Origin of the sequence: Paenarthrobacter sp. YIM B13468 (assembly GCF_042788025.1) — a bacterium.
In the GTDB taxonomy this organism is placed as follows: Bacteria; Actinomycetota; Actinomycetes; order Actinomycetales; family Micrococcaceae; genus Arthrobacter; species Arthrobacter aromaticivorans.
On record NZ_JBHZPI010000003.1, the window covers coordinates 130,026 to 149,102 of the forward strand.

20 protein-coding genes are annotated in these 19,077 nt (G+C 61.1%); 14 read left to right on the forward strand and 6 right to left on the reverse strand.

From position 1 onward, the window contains the following. The first annotated feature begins 9 nt into the window (after positions 1 to 9). On the forward strand, positions 10 to 1,230 hold the full coding sequence (locus tag ACFX4T_RS04260; protein ID WP_377650891.1) for an XdhC family protein: 1,221 nt from the start codon (positions 10 to 12) through the stop codon (positions 1,228 to 1,230). A gap of 156 nt (positions 1,231 to 1,386) precedes the next feature. Here ACFX4T_RS04260 and ACFX4T_RS04265 read toward each other — a convergent pair whose 3' ends face one another. Continuing rightward, on the reverse strand, positions 1,387 to 2,676 hold the full coding sequence (locus ACFX4T_RS04265) for an MFS transporter (RefSeq protein WP_377650892.1): 1,290 nt from the start codon (positions 2,674 to 2,676) through the stop codon (positions 1,387 to 1,389). 405 nt (positions 2,677 to 3,081) lie between these two features. Here ACFX4T_RS04265 and ACFX4T_RS04270 point away from each other — a divergent pair, with 405 nt between their 5' ends. The 12 genes from ACFX4T_RS04270 to ACFX4T_RS04325 all read left to right on the forward strand — a co-directional run bounded on the left by ACFX4T_RS04270 (position 3,082) and on the right by ACFX4T_RS04325 (position 14,198). Further along, positions 3,082 to 4,644: an aldehyde dehydrogenase gene (locus ACFX4T_RS04270; RefSeq protein WP_377650893.1), complete on the forward strand. Its 1,563-nt coding sequence runs from the start codon at positions 3,082 to 3,084 to the stop codon at positions 4,642 to 4,644. Positions 4,645 to 4,688: 44 nt separating this feature from the next. Beyond that, complete coding sequence (locus tag ACFX4T_RS04275; protein WP_377650894.1) at positions 4,689 to 5,036, forward strand: RidA family protein; 348 nt, start codon at positions 4,689 to 4,691, stop codon at positions 5,034 to 5,036. 3 nt (positions 5,037 to 5,039) lie between these two features. Continuing rightward, a complete protein-coding gene (locus tag ACFX4T_RS04280) occupies positions 5,040 to 6,074 on the forward strand; it encodes a PDR/VanB family oxidoreductase (RefSeq protein WP_377650895.1) in 1,035 nt (344 codons plus the stop codon). Positions 6,075 to 6,100: 26 nt separating this feature from the next. Further along, positions 6,101 to 7,096, forward strand: a complete 996-nt coding sequence (locus ACFX4T_RS04285) for a VOC family protein (RefSeq protein WP_377650896.1) — start codon at positions 6,101 to 6,103, stop codon at positions 7,094 to 7,096. Next, positions 7,080 to 7,895 carry an alpha/beta fold hydrolase gene (locus ACFX4T_RS04290; RefSeq protein ID WP_377650897.1) on the forward strand — a complete coding sequence of 272 codons (816 nt, stop codon included), beginning with the start codon at positions 7,080 to 7,082 and terminating at the stop codon, positions 7,893 to 7,895. The genes ACFX4T_RS04285 and ACFX4T_RS04290 overlap by 17 nt, the downstream gene beginning before the upstream one ends. Next, on the forward strand, positions 7,892 to 8,635 hold the full coding sequence (locus tag ACFX4T_RS04295) for an SDR family oxidoreductase (protein ID WP_377650898.1): 744 nt from the start codon (positions 7,892 to 7,894) through the stop codon (positions 8,633 to 8,635). The genes ACFX4T_RS04290 and ACFX4T_RS04295 overlap by 4 nt, the downstream gene beginning before the upstream one ends. An 84-nt stretch (positions 8,636 to 8,719) precedes the next feature. Further along, complete coding sequence (locus ACFX4T_RS04300) at positions 8,720 to 9,508, forward strand: SDR family oxidoreductase (RefSeq protein WP_377650899.1); 789 nt, start codon at positions 8,720 to 8,722, stop codon at positions 9,506 to 9,508. 97 nt (positions 9,509 to 9,605) lie between these two features. Then, positions 9,606 to 11,252, forward strand: a complete 1,647-nt coding sequence (locus tag ACFX4T_RS04305) for a thiamine pyrophosphate-binding protein (RefSeq protein ID WP_377650900.1) — start codon at positions 9,606 to 9,608, stop codon at positions 11,250 to 11,252. A 15-nt stretch (positions 11,253 to 11,267) separates the two neighbouring features. Then, a complete protein-coding gene (locus ACFX4T_RS04310) occupies positions 11,268 to 11,891 on the forward strand; it encodes an alpha/beta hydrolase (RefSeq protein ID WP_377650901.1) in 624 nt (207 codons plus the stop codon). Further along, positions 11,884 to 12,102, forward strand: coding sequence for a recombinase-like helix-turn-helix domain-containing protein (locus ACFX4T_RS04315; RefSeq protein ID WP_216923672.1), 219 nt, complete (start codon positions 11,884 to 11,886; stop codon positions 12,100 to 12,102). Before ACFX4T_RS04310 ends, ACFX4T_RS04315 begins: the two co-directional genes overlap by 8 nt. Positions 12,103 to 12,105: 3 nt before the next feature. Beyond that, positions 12,106 to 13,194: a Rieske 2Fe-2S domain-containing protein gene (locus ACFX4T_RS04320; protein ID WP_377650902.1), complete on the forward strand. Its 1,089-nt coding sequence runs from the start codon at positions 12,106 to 12,108 to the stop codon at positions 13,192 to 13,194. Positions 13,195 to 13,397: 203 nt separating this feature from the next. Next, positions 13,398 to 14,198: an aspartate dehydrogenase domain-containing protein gene (locus ACFX4T_RS04325; RefSeq protein WP_377650903.1), complete on the forward strand. Its 801-nt coding sequence runs from the start codon at positions 13,398 to 13,400 to the stop codon at positions 14,196 to 14,198. A gap of 86 nt (positions 14,199 to 14,284) precedes the next feature. On the opposite strand, the gene ACFX4T_RS04330 is transcribed toward ACFX4T_RS04325, so the two are convergent. Beyond that, positions 14,285 to 14,830, reverse strand: a complete 546-nt coding sequence (locus tag ACFX4T_RS04330; RefSeq protein ID WP_223949160.1) for a MarR family winged helix-turn-helix transcriptional regulator — start codon at positions 14,828 to 14,830, stop codon at positions 14,285 to 14,287. 192 nt (positions 14,831 to 15,022) lie between these two features. On the opposite strand from ACFX4T_RS04330, the gene ACFX4T_RS04335 reads away from it, so the two are divergent. Beyond that, on the forward strand, positions 15,023 to 15,541 hold the full coding sequence (locus tag ACFX4T_RS04335; RefSeq protein WP_377650904.1) for a cupin domain-containing protein: 519 nt from the start codon (positions 15,023 to 15,025) through the stop codon (positions 15,539 to 15,541). A 153-nt stretch (positions 15,542 to 15,694) separates the two neighbouring features. Here ACFX4T_RS04335 and ACFX4T_RS04340 read toward each other — a convergent pair whose 3' ends face one another. Genes ACFX4T_RS04340 through ACFX4T_RS04355 form a run of 4 tightly spaced genes read right to left on the reverse strand, consistent with a single transcriptional unit; the run spans position 15,695 to position 18,991 of the window. Next, positions 15,695 to 16,462: an SCO1664 family protein gene (locus ACFX4T_RS04340; protein WP_377650905.1), complete on the reverse strand. Its 768-nt coding sequence runs from the start codon at positions 16,460 to 16,462 to the stop codon at positions 15,695 to 15,697. After that, positions 16,462 to 17,013 carry a DUF3090 family protein gene (locus ACFX4T_RS04345; RefSeq protein WP_377650906.1) on the reverse strand — a complete coding sequence of 184 codons (552 nt, stop codon included), beginning with the start codon at positions 17,011 to 17,013 and terminating at the stop codon, positions 16,462 to 16,464. Before ACFX4T_RS04345 ends, ACFX4T_RS04340 begins: the two co-directional genes overlap by 1 nt. 24 nt (positions 17,014 to 17,037) lie before the next feature. Further along, positions 17,038 to 17,730, reverse strand: coding sequence for a histidine phosphatase family protein (locus ACFX4T_RS04350; RefSeq protein ID WP_377650907.1), 693 nt, complete (start codon positions 17,728 to 17,730; stop codon positions 17,038 to 17,040). A 25-nt stretch (positions 17,731 to 17,755) separates the two neighbouring features. Beyond that, a complete protein-coding gene (locus ACFX4T_RS04355) occupies positions 17,756 to 18,991 on the reverse strand; it encodes a PucR family transcriptional regulator (protein WP_377650908.1) in 1,236 nt (411 codons plus the stop codon). Between the last annotated feature and the right edge of the window lie 86 nt (positions 18,992 to 19,077).

Genomic DNA, 19,077 nt, shown 5'->3' on the forward strand with positions numbered 1-19,077 from the left:
CGCGAGGTCATGGAGGTACTGGAACAGGCGTCGCGACGCGGCCGGAGGGTCGCACTGGCGACAGTGGTGCGCACTGAAGGCTCCGCGCCCCGGGTGGTTGGAACGTCAATGGTGGTAAGTGACGATGGAGCACTCTTCGGCTCCGTTTCCGGCGGTTGCGTAGAGGCAAGCGTGCTCGAAGCCGCGCGTGATGTCCTAGCCAGCGGAAAACCAGAGCTGCACCGCTTTGGCATCTCTGATGATGACAGTTTCGCCATAGGACTGACTTGTGGCGGTACCATCGAGATTTTCATCCAACCATTCACGCCGGATTCGTTCCCTCATTATGCTGCCCTGCAGCTGGCACTTCGGGAGAATCTGCCGTGCGCCATGGTAACCATCTTCGACGGACCTCCTGAGCTTGTAGGCAACTCGGAACTGGTGCTTGAAGGCGAAGAATTCAGAGAGCTGTTCGGCGTCGGAGAACTTCCGCCCGATCTAGTCAGCGCGGCTGCGGTCGCCGTCCAGGACGCTATTGCCTCCGGAACAACGATGCCATTCACTCTCCCCGCGGTGGTTGGTATGGGATTGCCGTTGTCCTTGCTGATCGATGCCTACCGCCCGCCGCGCAGGTTGCTGATCGTCGGTGCCATCGATTTCTCCGCTTCGCTGGCGGAGCTTGGGGCATTTCTTGGATTTCGCGTCACTGTCTGCGACGCGCGGGCCGTTTTCGCGACAGCCGAGCGAATCCCTGCTGCCCACGAAATCGTCATTGATCAGCCAGGGCGTTACCTTCGGCAGGAAATTGCACTGGGAAGGATTGCACGGGACTCCGCGATATGCGTTCTGACCCATGATGCCAAGTTCGACGTTCCTGTCCTAGATGAAGCGCTCAGGCATGGCTTTGCTTACATCGGTGCCATGGGATCCCGCCGAACGGCACGTGATCGCCGGGCCAGGCTAATCCTTGCGGGTCACACAGAGGAGACTCTGGCGCCGCTCCGTTCGCCAATCGGTTTGGACCTTTCCGCTGCTACCTCGGCAGAAACGGCGGTCTCCATCATGGCGGAGATTATCGCAAGTAAGAACCGGGCGTCTGGCTTACCTCTCAGCCAAACCAACCAGCCAATACACAAGGGTGCTCCAACTCTTGACGGAGAGTACCAATCGCAACCGGACTGCCCAGCGCAACCGGACGCTCGGCCGACTGCCTTGCTGAGTGTCCTGGGTGCGGACGGCATGTGTCCTTGAATAACACTGCCGGCAACACTGACAACACTGCCTGCAACACTGAAGGAACCCGGTCATGGAGGACGTGACTGCACCTGAGCAGTCCAAGGTCGGCGAGCCCTTCCGACGGCGCCGGCCACTGCCCTTGGCTCGGTGAGAGGGGCAGTGGCCGGGCAGCTAGCGCTCGGTCCGAGGCGGCGTGGGGAGAGACATTTTTGTCGAAGGTGCTGACATTTGCGTCCGGGATTTTGCAGCTGTAATCCGCCCTAGAGCCAGCACCAACACCAAGGCGATGATCACGGGCACGCACACAGAGAGAACGATGATGCTCGTATCCACGCCGAGTCCGATGAGGACGCCGCCGAAGATAGGTCCGATCACCGACCCGAGTCGGCCCAGTGAAGCCGCCCAGCCGACGCCGGCAGTCACTGTTGCTTCCGGGTACAGCGACACTGCCACCGCGGCTTGGCCGATCATGCCCGCCTGAAGGCCGAGGCCAACGCCGCCGAAGACCAGCAGCAGCAGTGCTTTGTCCGGGCCCAGGAATGCAGAGATAACAAGGAACACGATCGCCGCTGCCGAGGTTCCGGCCAGCACTGACGTCATCCGGTATCGACGCGATCCGAGAATGAGAAGACAGGCACCGATGATGCTTCCAATCCCCAGTGCCGCGGACCCCAGCGGTGCCAGGCCCGTGCTGAAGCCGTAGCTGGTGAGCAGGGTTGGCAACCATGATGAGAACACGTAGTAGACGGCAAAGATAAGGAACGAAAAGGCCCACAAGAGAAGCGTTCTGCTTCGTACGGACGCATCGAAAAGGCGCGCTACGGAAGCGTGGTGCTTGGCCTCAGCAGCGTCGATGGGCATTCCCGGGACTTGGCGGTTGGACAGCCCGAACCAAAGGAACGGCAGAAGAACAGCTGACGCGATAGCGCCGATAATGAACACCCATTCCCATCCGAGGGAGCCCACGATACTGCTACCGGCCAACCCTGCGATTAGGGCTCCGAGCGAGATGCCCGTCATCACGGCCACTGCAATCGACTGACGCAAACGAACAGGATTGACAGCGGTTGCATGCGACACGGCGGCTGGCAGCACGGCACCCAGTCCCAGGCCGGTCACGAAACGCAGGATCGTCAGTTCAACAATCGAACTCGACCATGCTGTCAACAGCGAACCGACGGTGAACACCACCACCGCGGAGAAAATGACGTTTCGCGTTCCCAGCCTGGCCACAAGGCGCCCGACCGCGAGATACCCCAAGGCCACTCCAGCGCTGGTTAGTGATAAGGCAGGGGTGAAGCTCGAGGGTGCAACAGCCCAATCCTTGGCTATCGCCGGTATTGATACGCCCAACGCGACCGTGTCGTAGCCGTCGAGAACTACAGCGGCACATGCGAGACAGAGTACCCACCAATGCGTTCTGGTTTCTTCCTGCTTCTTGGGTTCACTCATCGTCTCCATCGAACATCCTTAGGTTGTGAGGGCTTCGAATTCAGTCCTGATACGGGGGGTACGCCACCCGTCAGCGGCGGGTTGCCGGCGCAGACCTCAGACGAGGCGCACGCGTCATAGGCGAGGTTCATGCTGCTTCGACGTTGACGCAGGTCGTGGGCTGGCTCGCCGTTGGCCGCGCTGTTTGGCGGTGACCGAGTGCCTGAATGTGGTGAAGATCATGGCACAGCGTTAGTTCTATCTCCTTAGCACTTAAAGGTCAAGACCTCAGTACCTTGACACCAAGTATCTTAGTACTGATATTATTTTGGCATGACCTAGTTCACATTCCGGGTCGCTCCCACGACCTCGGGACAAGCCGCTCGTCACGCCGACGGCAACCTGAGTGACTATAAAGATTGGTGGACCGCGAGCATGACAACACAGGCCAATGCGGACAATTTGCTCCTGCCCGTAGGGGCGGATTCCGAGGGTTTCGCCTCCTCCCACGCCTTTGCCGTGGGCGTGGACACGCTCGATGAGATCTGTGTCGGTGGGGTCTGGGCCCAAGGCGCTGGTGCGCTGATCGAGTCAGTCAATCCGGCAACCTCTGAGGTCTTCGCGACACTGCATGGTGCCACCGTTGAGGATGTAGACGTGGCGGTCGCCGCCGGACTGGCGGCCATAGAAGAGTCTGGCTGGGCACGTAAACTACCGCACGAACGCGCCGCTGTTCTGTATAGGATTGGCGCCACAATCGAAGCCAATGCCGACCGCATCGCGACTCTTCAGACCCAGGACACCGGTAAGACCCTGAAGGAAACACGTGCTTTGGCGATGAGCGCTGCTGCCACCTTCCGATTCACCGCGTCAGCCCTTGAAACGATGGAGGACACGCTAACCCCGCCGCGGGGTGACTATCTGAGCATCTCCACATACGAACCTATCGGCGTGGTGGCTGCGATAACGCCATGGAATTCACCGATTGCCAGCGACGCGCAAAAGGTTGCCCCGGCACTTGCCGCCGGGAACGCCGTCGTGATCAAACCGCCGGTCTGGGCTCCGTGGGTGTCACTGCTGCTGGCGAGGATCTGTGACGAGGCAGGATTGCCTGCGGGTCTGCTATCGGTGCTCCCGGGCCCGGGACGGACTGTGGGGGATGCGCTGGCACGCCACAGGGATGTCGGCAAGGTCTCCTTCACCGGTGGCACCTCGACGGGCCGGCAGTTGGGTCGCATCGCGGCCGATAAAATCATGCCGATCACGCTGGAACTTGGAGGAAAATCTCCAACCATCGTTTTTTCGGATGCGGACCTCGATCAAGCCGTTGCCGGTGTGCTGTACGGGATCTTTTCCTCCAGCGGCCAGAGCTGCATCGCCGGATCCCGGGTATTTATCCAGCGCGACATCTATGACGCAGTCCTGGCACGCCTGGTCGAAGGGGCAAAAGCGCTGCGGTTGGGTCCGGGAACCGACGCCGCAACTCAGGTTGCACCGCTTGTTGCCCACGCCCATAGAGACTTCGTCGAAAAGATGGTTGACGACGCACGCAGGGCCGGCGCACAGATCCTGTGTGGTGGTGCACGGCCGATAGAGCCGGAACTACAGCAGGGTGCGTACTACCTGCCCACCATCATTGCCGGTGTCAGCAACTCGGACCTGATCTGCCAGGAGGAGGTCTTCGGCCCAGTGGCCGTCGTCCTTCCCTTTGAGGATGAAGCTGATCTGATCTCGCAAGCCAACGACAGCGTCTTTGGCCTGGCTTGCGGCATCTGGACATCGGACTACCGGCGGGCCTGGCGTGTTGCGCGTGCCGTTGCTGCCGGAACCATCTGGATCAACACGTACAAACAGTTCAGCATTGCTACCCCGTTTAGCGGGATCAAGGAAAGCGGACTCGGCACCGAAAAGGGTAGGGACGGTATCCGGTCCTACATGCGCCAAAAGAGTATCTATGTAGATCTTTCCGGCGCACCGTTGCCATGGGCCAGCGCATGAAATCCCCGGCATTTTCCAAACAAACTCCGATGAAAGGCAAGTCAGTGAGCGGTCATCCCTATAGTCCGGCATATCGGGCCGGAGGCTTCGGCTTTGTATCCGGGGCGTTGTCTGTTGACGAGAACTATATCCCCGTCACCGGTCGAGTCGAGGCCATCGAGGCCGCCGCAACCAGGCTCGCCGAACGGTTGGCGACCATCGGCATGTCTATGCAGGACATCGTCAAGACCACGTACTTCGTCACGGACCTGACCTTGCGCGAAGAAGCGAACAGTCACTATGAGCAGTTCTTCAGCGCTCCCCGCCCGGCAAGGACCTTCGTGGAGGTTTCTGCTCTCCCGTACGGTGCCACGGTGGAAATTGAAGCCATCGCCCACCGAGGCCAGGAGTGAATCATGACTGCCGCCATTTTGAACTCCCGGGCATCGGAAGAATCGGCCCGGCAGGTTTCGGCCACTGAAAACGTAGTAACAGGGGAACCTATTGCACGCATGCTGAGAATCCAGCAGAAGACCTGGGAAGCGGATGGGGTGACCAGCATTAGTTTGGCTGACCCATCCGGGGCGAAGCTGCCCCAGTGGCAGCCCGGAGCACACTTGAGCCTTCATCTGCCTAACGGGCTTATTCGGGAGTACTCGCTGTGCTCGGACCCTCTGGACTCGACCAACTGGACCGTAGCCGTGCTCCGGACGTCCGATTCACGCGGAGGCAGCCAACACGTCCATGAGGGTCTACCAGTGGGAGCCCTCCTTAAGGTTGAAGGCCCGCGTAATAACTTCGCGCTCGAAGACGCCGGACGCTACGTGCTCGTCGCCGGCGGGATCGGCATTACCCCGATCATTTCAATGGCGCGGCAACTGCACGCAGCAGGCGCAGACTGGTCGCTGCTCTACACGGGCCGCTCCCGGACCTCTATGGCCTTTCTGGCTGAAATCGCCACTCTGCCCCAGGACCGGATTAGCGTCCACGCCAACGACGAAACCAATGGGGCATACGCTGACCTTCCAGCCACGGTAGGAGACCTGAGCCCGGATGCGTTGGTCTATGCCTGCGGACCGGAGCCGTTGCTGAAAGCTGTTGCCAGCGCCATGAAGGACGAAACACAGCTTCGGATCGAGCGGTTCAAGGCGCCGGAAAAAGTTGTCGTCGCGGCGCAGAGCGAGTCCGCGTTTGACGTGGTGTGCAGCAGCACCGGCCAACGGATACCGGTGGCCCCCGATGTGTCCGTGCTTGATGCCCTCAATAACGCCGGCATCGACGTTCCCAGCTCCTGCGCGGAAGGAATCTGCGGCACCTGCGAAACCCGCGTTATCAGCGGCGACGTGGAGCACCGTGATTTTCTCCTCACCCAGGCCGAGCAGGCGGCCAACAAATCAATGTTTGTATGCGTCTCGCGCTGCCGTTCGGCCGAACTGATCCTAGATCTCTAAATCCTCGAAATGTAAGAAGGTAGCTCATGAATTTCTTTGCAGCCGAGCCTGTCTGTAAGTTGCGATCTCTTCGGTCGGTGTCCTTGAAAGTACCCGAAACGGCGCGAGCCAAAGATTTCTACCACGAGGTCTGGGGCCTTTCCACGGTCGAAGAGGACAGCGATCGTTTCTGGCTCCGCGGAACAGGCACGGAACACCACATCCTGAAATTGGAAAAAGGCCAGCAGAACGCCCTCGGCGGCGTGGCCTTCGCCCTCGCCACGCCCCAGGAAGTGGACCAAGCCGCGGTTAAGCTGGCCGCTTTAGGTATTCCCCTCTTCCGTGAACCGGGCCCATTGGATGATGCTGCAGGGGGATACGGGCTTCAGCTGGTGGACCCGGAGGGCAGGCTCATCGAGCTCTCCGCGGACGTTCATGCCGTCGTCAGCCAAGAACCCGGCGGGCGGCGTGCAATTCCGCGCAAGATTGCCCACGTCGTACTGAACACCGTTGACATTGACCGGGCTACAGCGTTCTACACCCAAGTCCTCGGCATGCGGGTCTCGGACTGGTCGGAGCATCAGATGTCCTTCCTGCGCTGCAATACAGAGCACCACGTCATCGCCTTCAATCAGGCCCCGTGGACGGCTGTCAACCACGTGGCCTACGAAATGCAGAGCATCGACCATTTCATGCGGGGCATTGGGTCCCTCAAGACCCACGGGATTGCCCCGCAGTGGGGCCCCGGCCGCCACGGCCCCGGCGACAACACCTTCTCCTACTTCACCGACCCCTCGGGCCTTGTTTGCGAGTACACCTCGGAAGTGGCACAGGTTGATGAAGACAGCTGGCTGTGCCGGACATGGAAGCGGACCCCTGAGTTGTCTGACCAGTGGGGGACTGCGGGGCCGCCAACCGTCAATGTTCGTACGGCAATGGCTGGAATCCCCGATGAAGGCTACCGCTCGCTGGTGGTTCCCGGCAGCTCCGATTACTTCACCGTTCCCTCGGCAAGTGTCGCGAATCATGCTGCCAACCACTGACGTAGCTTCTGACACCAGTAACCCGGGCAGCCGCATCTCCCTCCACGGAGTATCGCTGGAAGTCCGCGGCAACGGGGATCCCGTCTTTCTCATGCACGGAATTGGGGGCAATGCCTCATCCTGTGGAGCCTTGGCGCAACTTCTCAGCAGGTCTGGCTACCGCACGTTTTGCTGGGATGCACCGGGCTACGGCGAATCCGCAGATCCACATGGTCCGGTGGACCATCCAGGGCTCGTCCTGCAGATTCTGGCGTCTCTCGGTTTGGGACCCGCACACCTGATCGGGACCTCATGGGGCGGCGTCATTGCCACCCAGGCGGCGGCGCAGGCACCTGAAGCCGTCCGTTCTTTGGTTCTCGCGGATAGTACCCGCGGCTCGGCTGTCAGCGCGGATGCGGCCGAACGGATGCTGGCACGCGTCGCGGAACTGGTTGATCTTGGGCCGGCAGAGTTTGCTGACAGGCGGGCTCCACGGTTGGTTTCGCCGTCGGCCGATGCTTCACCGGCTGCAGCCGTCAGGTCCGGGATGGCCGCGGTTCGATGGGCCGGATATTCGGCAGCAGCAGCCATGATGGCAGCCAGCGACACCACAGATCTATTGCCGTCCTTGCAGGCCCCGTCATTCGTCCTGGTTGGTGAAGACGATGTGGTCACGGGCGTCGATGAGGCCAGGATTCTCGCTGAGTCCATCACGGACGCGTTGTTTGAAATCATTCCCGGTGCAGGTCATGCCGCCGTACAGGAAAAACCAGAAGCCATTGCTTCGTCGATTCTCGAGTTCTGGAAGGGGCTTTCATGACCCGGCTGATAGTGGTCACTGGCTCCGGCCGCGGATTGGGGTTCAACATCGCTGAGCGTCTGGCGGCAGCAGGTGACCGGGTTGTCATCGCCGAGAAGGACGCCGACCTCGCCGAGAAGGCCGTCACAACGCTGCAGGCGCGCGGATTTGACGCAACGGCAATCATTACCGACATCGCTGACAGGGGGTCTGTCGCAAACTTGGCGACGGCCGTCGGGGAAATGGGCGGGGCAGATGGGCTGGTCAACAATGCCGCCCTCGCTGACGGGGTCGGTGGGGATACGTTCTGGGACCTTGATGAAGACTTCTTCCACAGGGTCATGACCGTCAACGCCTTCGGTACGTGGCTGGTGAGCAAGTACCTCTATCCCCAGTTGGCACAAAAGGGATCGGGCGCCATCGTGAACGTCGCGTCGGATGCTGCACTCTACGGTTCTCCGCGCCTGGTCCACTACGTCGGCTCCAAAGGCGCTGTTCTTGCGATGACCCGGACCATGGCCCGGGATGCGGGGGCAGCCGGGGTCCGCGTGAATGCAGTCTCTCCGGGCCTGACCAGGGTTGAGGCAACTGAATCCGTTCCGTCCTCGCGCTACCAGCTTTATGAGCAGAACAGGGTGCTTGAGCGGGACCAGGTGCCCGAGGATGTTTCCGGCGTTGTTCAGTTCCTGCTCTCGGACGCCTCGGCCTTTATCACGGGTCAGAACGTCGTTGTGGACGGCGGCTTCGTCATGGGGCACTGAGGTGACTTCGCAGGCTTGAGCTTCCCTTTTCCGAGAATTACCCACGATGCCGGGCGGCCGGCTACCAACCAAGGAGATCTACAGATGGACCTGCAGCTCAAGGACCGCACCGTTGTTGTGACGGGGGCGAGTTCCGGCGTCGGCTTGGCGGCGGCCCGCTACCTGCTCGCGGAGGGCGCGAGGGTAGCCGCCTGCGCCCGCGACGCCGGACGCCTGGCGGCGGCTTTCGAACAGTTCGGCTGGGCCGACAAGAACTCCATCTACCTTGCCTCCTGTGATGTAACCGACCGCAAAGCCACTGATGCGTTTGTGGCAGGGACGCTGGAGAACTTCGGCACGGTTGATGGCCTGGTTTGCAACGCCGGCCGGTCCCTCATGGCCACGTTGGACGAGACGACGGATGAGCAGTTCCGCGAGGAATTCGACCTGAAGATATTCGGCGTGCTGAACATCGTGCGATCGGCGCGTGCAGCACTTGCGGCGTCGGAACACGGCTCGGTGGTGAACGTCAATGCCATCCTGTCCCGACAGCCTGAGTTGCGCCTGGCAGCCACTTCCTCTGCACGTGCGGCGTTGTTGAACCTTAGCCACTCTTTGTCCGAGGATCTCGCCGGCGACGGTATCCGTATCAACTCGGTGTTGCTTGGACTCATAGACACCGGCCAGTGGCGCCGGCGGTTCGAGCAATCCGGAACAGACCTGGACTTCACGGACTGGAGCGCCACGATCACCAAAGACCGGGGGATAAAACTGGGCCGCTTCGGCACAGCCGATGAGGTCGCTTTCCACATCCTCACCCTCTTATCGCCGCTCAGCGGCTATACAACGGGAGCCACCATCGATGTTGGCGGCGGAGTGGGCCGCTATGTCTAATCCGACTGCTTCTACTGCGGGGGCGCCTTGCTGGCCCGGCGTTCACCACCCTGATCTAAGAAAGAGATAAGACATGTCAACGGAAGCAGGAACAGATATGCCCCAGAATCCCACCGGTGGTGACATCCTCGTCCGGGTTATGCGCAGGCACGGCATTGACACCGCGTTCGGGGTGATCAGCATCCACAACCTTCCCCTTATCGAAGCCGTGGACCGGGAACTGAACTTTGTCGCAGTCCGCCATGAGGCCGCCGCAGTAAACGCTGCGGACGCCTACGCGCGTGCTTCAGGCAGGTTTGGGGTGGCTTTGACCAGCACCGGAACCGGCGCCGGCAATGCGGCCGGATCAATGGTGGAGGCCCTTACCGCCGGTAGCCGGGTTTTGCACATCACCGGCCAGATTGACAGTGAATACCTCGGCAGCAATCGCGGCGTGATCCATGAAGTCCCGAGGCAACTCCAGATGCTTCATGCAGTTTCCGGCTACGCGCGGACCATCTTCAACGCCAAGGATGCCGAAGCGGATCTTGAGGAAGCCATTGCCCACCTGCTTTCCGTCCCGCACACGCCGGCCAGCCTCGAATGGCCAATAGATCTGCAGTACCTGGCCCTCCCGGATGATCAGCGTCCCGCAGACATGGCTAGCCAGCCTAGTGCTGCCATCGATCAGGATGCTTTGACCGAAGCGGTCAAGCTGCTTTCCCAGGCCAAAAGGCCCCTCATCTGGGCAGGTGGCGGTGCAGCCGGTGCAGGGTCAGCCCTGACGGAGCTGGTTCACCGCCTGGGCGCCGGGCTGTTGACCAGCAACTCCGGCAGAGGCGCGGTGCCGGAGGACGATGACCACGTGCTCGGAAACTTCGCCACCACCCCTGAGGCTGCCGCACTCATTGCGGACTCGGACCTGCTGCTTAGTGTCGGAACACATTTCCGCTCCAACGAAACAAAGCACTATTCCATGACGTTGCCGCAGCCCCACATCCAGCTTGATATTGATCCTGCAGCGTTGGGCCGTGTCTATCCTGCGGACGTAGGGCTGGCGGGGGATTCCCGTATCCTGCTCGAGGAGATTCTGGGGCAACTCACCGCCTCCAGCGTCGAGCCCGGCTGGACCGAACGCGTCCGTGCTACCCGCCGCAGCGTCCGTGATGCACTGACTGACTACATCGGCGGTTACGCCGAGATCTGCGAAAGTCTTCGCCGCAGGCTGGACCGTGAATCGGTGATTGCCCGCGACGTGACGATTCCTTCAAGCCAATGGGGCAACCGGCTGCTGGAAATCTACTCGCGGGAAACAAACATCTTCCCGCTTGGAGGCGGCATCGGTCAGGGTCTTGCCATGGGTATCGGGGCCGCCTGCGCCCGTCCCGGGATCCCGACGGCGGTGATCGTCGGCGACGGCGGACTGGCTGTCCATCTCGGTGAACTCGCCTCACTGGGCGGTTCCGCTGCCTGGTGCGTAGTCCTGGTCTTTAATGACAACGGCTACGGGGTTCTACGGAACATGCAGAAAGCCAACGGCTTCGCCGAAGCCGGCGTGAACCTTTATACACCGGACTTTGAAATGTTGGCTGGATCGCTGCAGCTGCCCTTCTGGCGGGTCGCCGGCCCAGGGCGGTTCGACCAAGCCCTGCTAGAGGCGTTGGCGGTCCGGGGACCGGCGATCATCGAGATTGATGTCGCGGCGCTCCAGCCGGCGCCGGGAGCGTTTGTTCCGCCGGTGCATATCCCCAGCAGGAACCACTAGGGACGAGGAGGAAAAATGGCACCGAAAGAACCACTGATATTGGACAATCCCCAACCTTCCACAGAGCAACTCCGGCACCGCGTTGTTTGTCTCCATAAGGGCACCGGAGCCGGCGCGTGGTACACGTGGCAGGTTGCAGCCTACGATGCCCAAACCTGGGAAGACGGTGATGATCCTTTGCCCGGCTCCACCATGTCAGAAGGCCAGCTTAAGGAGTGGGTCGCAGCTGCGGCGGCAGCGCTGCGGGACGGCGGGTCCGCCCCGGTGCACTTGATGGCTTCCGGCTCTGCGGCCTACGGCACGATCGTGCTTGCGGGCCGCTATCCCGAACTGGTCAAGAGCATGATTTTAGGTGACCCCGAGGTCGACACCTCCATCGACGGATATACCCTTGCGCTGCAGCTGGTTCAGGCCCCTTCGCTTGTTGTCGCTGCTGCTCCGCGGACAGACAGCGACATCGCCGGGCCGCAAAGCATCGCAGGCGGCATCGACAATGGCGTCTTCGTGATCATCGAAGATACTGCCGTCCCCGCACACCGGACAAAGTCCGATTCTTTCAACGAATGGGCAACATCATTTATGAACATCGCCGAAGGCCTGCACACCTTCGCCGATTCCAAGGAGGAATTCCATGCCTGAACAGTACCTGGAACCGAATCAGGCCCGTACAGGGCCTGCAACCCCGTATGAAAAGAAGCTCGCAGGGGCGCTCAGTGAGATCTTCGCCGGCGGCACGCATGATCTACCTGGAGTAGTTGCGGGTTTGAATGGCCTCGGTCTGAATGCTCCGGATGGCAACGCGTGGGACATAGCCCGTTTCCGCGCCGAAATGCGACGACTGGGAGAATAGGCAATGACAACAACAACACAGACCGCACGCTCCACCGGCGGCAAGAGCACCACGAAAAGCGTCGTCGGGGTCCGCCACGAAGTCGATGCTAAAGAATTGGCGGCCATGGGCCTGCGGGACCGTTGGTACCCCATATATCCCTCCCGCTTCGTCAAGCCGGGGGACATGGTCAAGGTAAAGCGCCTCGGCGTGGACTGGCTACTGTTCCGCGACGCCACCGGCCGCATTCGCATGCTCGAGGACCGCTGCCCCCACCGCAGCGCCCCGCTCTCAGTCGGGCAGCACCTTGGAGACCGCGTGGCCTGCAAGTATCACGGAGTGCAAGTCGACGGAAACGGCACCGTCATTTCTGTACCCGGAATGCCCGGATGTGCCCTCGAAGGTCGAACGGTAACCACGTCCCTGGCAGTCGCGGAAGCGGCCGATACGATCTTCGCGTTCATGCCCCTGACAGCAGACTCCCAAATAACGGAGTTCAAGCTGCCGGACCGACTGGCCAATCCCGAAGTTTCCTGGTTCTCCAACTTCGCGGAATGGAAGGGGCCCTGGCGCTTCTACATGGACAACGTCCTTGATCCGATGCATGGCGCTTTCCTCCACCGCGACTCGCACTCAATGTTTGGTGGAGACACCAGCGCCCGCTTCCGCATCCGCGAAACTGAGCGCGGCTTTTTCTTTGAGAAGACGGACCAACGTGGCGTGAACTTCGACTGGGTGGAATACTGCCGCGAAGCGATGGATTACGTTGACCTGGAAATACCCTATGCCCAGTCTGCGGGACCTGGCGGGACATTCGGCATCGTTGGGATGTCCACACCAATTGACGCAAAAAACTCGGCTATTTTCCACTGGCGCACCCGCACCGTCTCCGACTGGGAGCGCGATGTCTGGCGGTTCATGTACAAGACCGTCCTTGAAGAAAAACACTGGGTTGTTCTGGAACAGGACCGCGAAGTGCTGGAAGCCCTCGCCGGCGACGCTGACAAAGATGAACACCTCTACCAGCACGATCTAGGTGTCGCTCGAATCCGGCGCGTCTACGAGGCCGATGCAGAAAAGCAGGCAGCAATCCTAAGAGGGGAAAGCCTGTAACTGGCTGACTCCATGGTACTGGCGGGCTTCATCCCGGAAGCCCGCCAGGTCGTTGCTCGGTCACCGCAAAGGGCGTGTGACAAATAGCCAAGCTGCACCTCCGGCTCGGCGGTTGGCTAGCGTCGCCGTCGAGCTGGATGGCGGACCGGGGTGCAGCCTGACGAATGAAACCACCTACTTATTCTCAAGACTCTAAGGACACAATGAAGTCATCACGCACCTGCCGGGTCGGAGTAATCGGCTACGGCGCAATTGGAGTGCCCGTTGTTGCTGAAATTGCAGCTGGACGGGTACCGGGAGCTGCTCTGGAGGGGATCATTTCCCGCAGCCCCCTCAGTGGTGCTCCTGCGAAGCGGATGGACTTGGCCGAAGCCTTGGAACGCTGCGACTTACTGGTTGAATGTGCAGGGCAGGAAGCGCTGGTTGAGTATGGCGAGGCTATCCTCCTGGCGGGCGTTGATCTGCTGGTCACGTCCATTGGTGCTCTGGCAGATGGAGAATTCTCTAAGCAGCTCGCCGCCGCAGGGCCGGGACGGCTGTTCCTGACAGCTGGCGCAGTTGGCGGCCTTGACCTCTTGTCCTCGGGTGCCCGCGTGGAGGGCTATGACAGAGTCACGATTACGACGACGAAGTTGCCAGAGTCCCTTATCCAGCCTTGGATGAATGAGGCTTTGATTGAGGAGATCCACAGTGCCCGCGGACCACTGGACATCTATGAAGGACCTGCTGCTGAAGCCGCCCAGTTGTTCCCCAAGTCTATGAACGCCGGCGCAGCCGTTGCCATCGCTGTCAACGACTGGGACGTTGTGACAGTCAGGGTCAGGGCAGACCCCGCAGCGAAACTTACCAGCCACGTTATTGAAGCTTCCGGAACCCTTGGCGAATATCGATTTGAAATCCGCAACAAGCCATCCGAGGACAATCCCAGGACAAGCGGTGTAGTGCCGTTCGCTGTTCTGCGATCATTGGAGTCCGTCATCGGCGCTCAAGGTGGACTGATATGAGGGCACTAGTCACCGCTAACGAACCAGCCGGCGCCGTCAATGACTGAAGGACCAGCCAAGACATGATGCACCGGAGGCGGAATGCCTCAGGAGGCCTGGCCGGCTGCGTCCGTTGCCTTTGCATCAAATGCGACAACTGATGCCTCTGCCTTCTTGAGCAGCGCTGCCAGTTGGTCGAGTTCGGATTCCGTTAGACCGTTCAACATCTGACGTTGGTTGTCCAGATGCTTTCCGAATGCCTCGTCGATTACGGCCTTGCCATGAGCTGTCAGTTGGGCGTAGACAACACGCCGGTCTTCGCGGGTCCTAACCCTCTCAATCAGGTTCTGCTCTTCCATCCTGTCCAATCGGAAAGTGATCCCACCGGTCGTAAGCATGGAGGAGGTCGCCAGTTCTCCGGCAGTTTTCCTGTGAGGTGGCCCGGAGCGGCGCAAGTTGGCCAAGACATCAAAAGACGCCAATGTCAGCCCATTCTCATCAAAGTACGAACTTTCAACAGCGCGGACCTGATTCGCCAGCCTCATGAGCCGCCCGAGGACGCCAATTGAGCTCGGATCCAAGTCGGGGCGTTCGCGCTCCCAGTCCGCAACTATGCGGTCTATGGCGTCGGCATCTTTCGTGGTGTCTGACATGGCCCTCGTCCTTAGCTGTTAGTTAGTGCATCTTAACACTGAGCTTTTGGTCAATCAATTAACTGAGTCTCGTTCCACTCAGGGTCTTGTTACTTGATTTAGCTTCCCTTAGTATTGAGATGTTTAGAGCTAAGGGAATTCAACTCGCCTTTGCTATCAGTTGGTACATTGCCCCGTCCGAGAGGTTTAACAATGAGCGAAACCGTAAGTGCACCCACGACAGATCTTGAAGAGCTCATCGATTCGTCTATAGCGTCCCGTGAGAGCAGGATCGTTGACTTTGACACTCTGAAATTTCAGACGAAAATGGGGGAAAAATTCCGGCGTGGCCAGGTCCGCTACATCGGCTCCGGAGCTACCGGGGACCACTCGGACGATAACAACATCCTCCAGGCCGAACACTTCACGTTCTCCAACATGGTTCTTCCGGCCGGGTGCGTTGGGCCGGAACACACTCACCCCGACGTCGAAGAAGTGTTCTTTGTTCTCGAGGGGCGGGTGGAGTTCAGCGTTCACGATGTCCAGGACGGTACGAAGAAGGCCAGCCGTGTTCTGGGTTACCGGGATCTCATTCGTGTTCCTGCCGGCGTTCCCCGGAGCCTACGCACGGTCAGCGAAGAAGATGCCCTGATCTGCGTAATCATCGGGGCAAAAAAGCCGGAGATCCCTTTTTACCCGCCGACTTCCGAGATGCACGGAGTTACCCGCTAGAACAGTTCTGCCGAGAAGCGCGCGTATCAGCTGGGGAGCTGATACGCGCGCTTCTTGCTTTGCAGCTGCCCGGCATTCGCAGATCCCGAGCTTGGAGGACTCAGGCCGCGGAGCCGGCAGCCGAAAGTCTTGAAGCCGGCATCCGCAGGTCCCTTAGAACAGCGGCCAGGGGACCGCAGGCATCCCGCCGCTCGGGGCCGGGAATCGTCCCGTGAGCCTCAGCCGGCCGCAGCGCGAAGCGAGCGATGCGATTTCTTCGGCGGTGAGCAGGTCCGCCAGATTCCGGCCCAGCTCGCTCGTCAGGCCTTCGGTGACACGATCAACCCCGTCGAGTTCCTCCGCGGTCAGAGGCTCTCCCAGCCATCCCCACAGCACCGTGCGCAGCTTATGTTCGCTGTGAAAGGTCAGCCCGTGGTCCACACCGTGCCGGTGTCCGCCCTTCATGGCGAGTATGTGGTTTCCTTTGCGGTCAGCGTTGTTGACCACCAGGTCAAACACCGCCATGCGTCGCAGCGCCGGCGAGTCTTCGTGAACGAGGGCGACCATCCGCCCGTTCTCATCTTGTCCTTCGAGAACGTATTTCCAGCCCGTCCCGGGCACGTGGTCCGCTGCAATAAGGTCCACCGGGCTTTGGGCCGGCTCTTGCTCCTGCCAGAGCTGCACCATCCCTTCGCCCAGGGGGCCATCACGCAGCCAAGTGTGCGGCACGACGTCCCAACCGATGACCTGCGAGACCAAGTACGCAGCCACCTCCCGGTGGGCGAGGGTGCCGTCCGGAAAATCCCATAGGGGACTCTCGCCCGCTATTGGCTTGTAGACCACCGGAACGTCGCCGATGCTGCCCAGGAATGTGGCGTTTGAGGCCGTCGTGATGCGCCCTGAAAGCGTCAGCTCGGCGGTCACCAGGTCCAGCGCCGGCATTAGACCTCGGGCAAGGTGCACTCGTGCCCGTCGGCGTCCATCGGGTAACCGCAACGCGGGCATAACGGCCGCCCGGCCCCCACGATTTCGCGGGTGCGCTTGGCGAACGCGCGGGCGGTGCCCACCGGCATGCGCACCAGCATCATCTCGGTTTCTTTAGTGCCGATCCCATCAAGTGGTTCGTCGTCCTCGGTATCGTCATCAGTGAGGGGGTATGCCTCGACGACGATCTGGGCAGTGGTTGGGTCCCAATCCAGGGTCATGGCGCCGGTGCGAAACTGCTCCAGAGGGGGTTCAAGCGGGTCATCGTCGACGAGTTCAATGGGTGTACGCGTAGGAACGCTGAAGGGGTTTCCGTCGACGGTGATGAGTTGGTCGAGCATTTCGTCGATCTTCTCCGCGAGCACAGCCGACTGCTGCTTCTCAAGGGCAATACTCACAATCTGTGCCCCTGCGCGCACCTGCAAGTAGAACGTGCGCGCTCCTGGGAGGCCAATGGTGCCAATGACAACCCGATCAGGCCAGGAAAACTCGTGAACGCGTGTAGGCATGCCAGTAGTTTAGGCACATGAGGTTCAAGGCGTCTTCTGTCCTGCACCGCCGCCCACCGGCGCATCGCCCGAACGGATGCCGTTGGACAGCCACGACAGGTCACCCGCTTCGGTGTTCGTCGCATAGACGCTAGGCCTGCTAGCGCTGTAGTTGACGATTGATACGGAAGCGGGGCTCACGTTAATACGTTGGAACAGGTCAAGGTGCATGCCCAGCGCGTCAGCAAGGATTGACTTGATGACGTCACCGTGGCTCACGGCAGCCCACACGGCCCCTGGCCCGAACTCGGCCTCGAAGGCAGCATCGTGACGCCGGATCGCCGCAACGGACCGGGCCTGCATCGCAGCCATGGATTCACCGCCCGGAAAAACGACGGCGGACGGTTGCGACTGCACTAGGGGCCACAAATCCTCGGTGGCGAGATCACTGAGCTTGCGGCCCTGCCACTGGCCGTAATCGCATTCGGTGATATCGGGATCAATCGGCGCGTACGGTGTGCCGGCTTGGCGATCGAGGATGAACTGGGCGGTTTGCCGGCAACGCTCAAGAGGGCTCGATACCACCCCGACGACGGGCACGGCCGCCAGCCGGTCAGCGGTCAGAGCCGCTTGGTCGCACCCGATCTGGTCCAAGCCGATGCCGACGGCCCGACCGGCCAACAATCCACTGGCATTGGCTGTGGTGCGGCCGTGCCGCACGAGAAGTAGTGTCGCCATCCACCCAGCCTAACCACTTCCCGCGCTAGCCCGCCGTCGTCGCCGCGATGCCGGGGATCATTTCCAGCACAAGGAGTGCCGCCGCGACGTAGGCGGGGTTGTCCTCGACCTTCACCACGGAAAGTTCGTTGGCCCGCGACACTCGACGCTCCACGGTATTTCTGTGGAGATAGAGCCTGGACGCCGCCCGGGTGGTGTTGAAACCGCATTGCACGTACGTCAGCAGGGCCTGCTGCAACGTCGCGTCCGCTTCCGCAAGAGGCCCGAGCGTCCTGGCCACAAAGCGTTGCGCTCCCGGCCGGTCCTTCGTGAGGCTGTCGACAAGTTCGACGTCGGCATAGACGGTGAACTGCCGGTCCGATCCCAGCCGGGTCAACATCGCTTGGGCCGCCAGGGCGTCCTGGTGGCTGGACCTGAAACCTTCAAGCCCGTGACCGGGCCTGCCCACCGCGACGCGAATCTGCGTCTGGTTTACGAGGGTCTTTTCCAGATGGTGGAGGTCAGGCTGCTCGGGTCCGGAAAGCCAGATCCATCGGGCTCCGACACTTGCCCTGGCTACAAGAAGCGCCCGGCCCGGGACGGTGGATCGCAGGGCCGCAACCGCCTTGTCCAAGGACATTCCGCGATGGGGGTCATCTGTCCAGAGCACCAGTGCAACGTGCTGGCGGGCCATGCGGTAACTCAGGCGCTCCTCGGCAAAGTCCTGGGTCATAGGCGCTCCACCGGCGATCAGTTGGATGAGCGCAACGGCTTCGGCGCCGGCGTTGCCCATCGCGGCAGCGAGGCTGGCCTCACGAAGAACAGAGACGGAGTCCAGGGCGTACTGCACCAGGGAGTGTGCCGACTTGTCCAGGACTTCGACAAGAACATCCGGCTCGGCGCTGCGGGACACACATTCTGTAAGCCATCCCCGCCAACCGACCGCCAGCGCAGCCCGCCAGCCGGCAGCGAAGTCCGGAGCGATACCGCGGGAGACAAGGTCACCGATGTAGGCGGCAGTTCTCGGCCCGACATACGGATCAACCCGAATCCCCGGGTGCTGGATGTTCGAGGTCAGCCATTGAACAAGATCCGAGCGGTTGAGTTCACGGTCCTCGGCCAACAGCGATGCGTCGGCCAGCAGGGCAGGGGCGTTGAGGGCAATGACTGCCGGCTCCGAGATGGCGTCCGCAAACGTGTCTGCCTCGGTCAAAAGCCGTTCGCACAGCGAGCGGATCATGTCCGCGGCTGCAGGGCTGGGCGGGGCCCAAAGTTCTTCCATATCGACAGTTTGCCTTGAGGCGGCGGCTGAGTCACGGCGGAATCCGCTTCCTCAGGCACCGCGTGTGCACGCTGCACCCGGGCCGG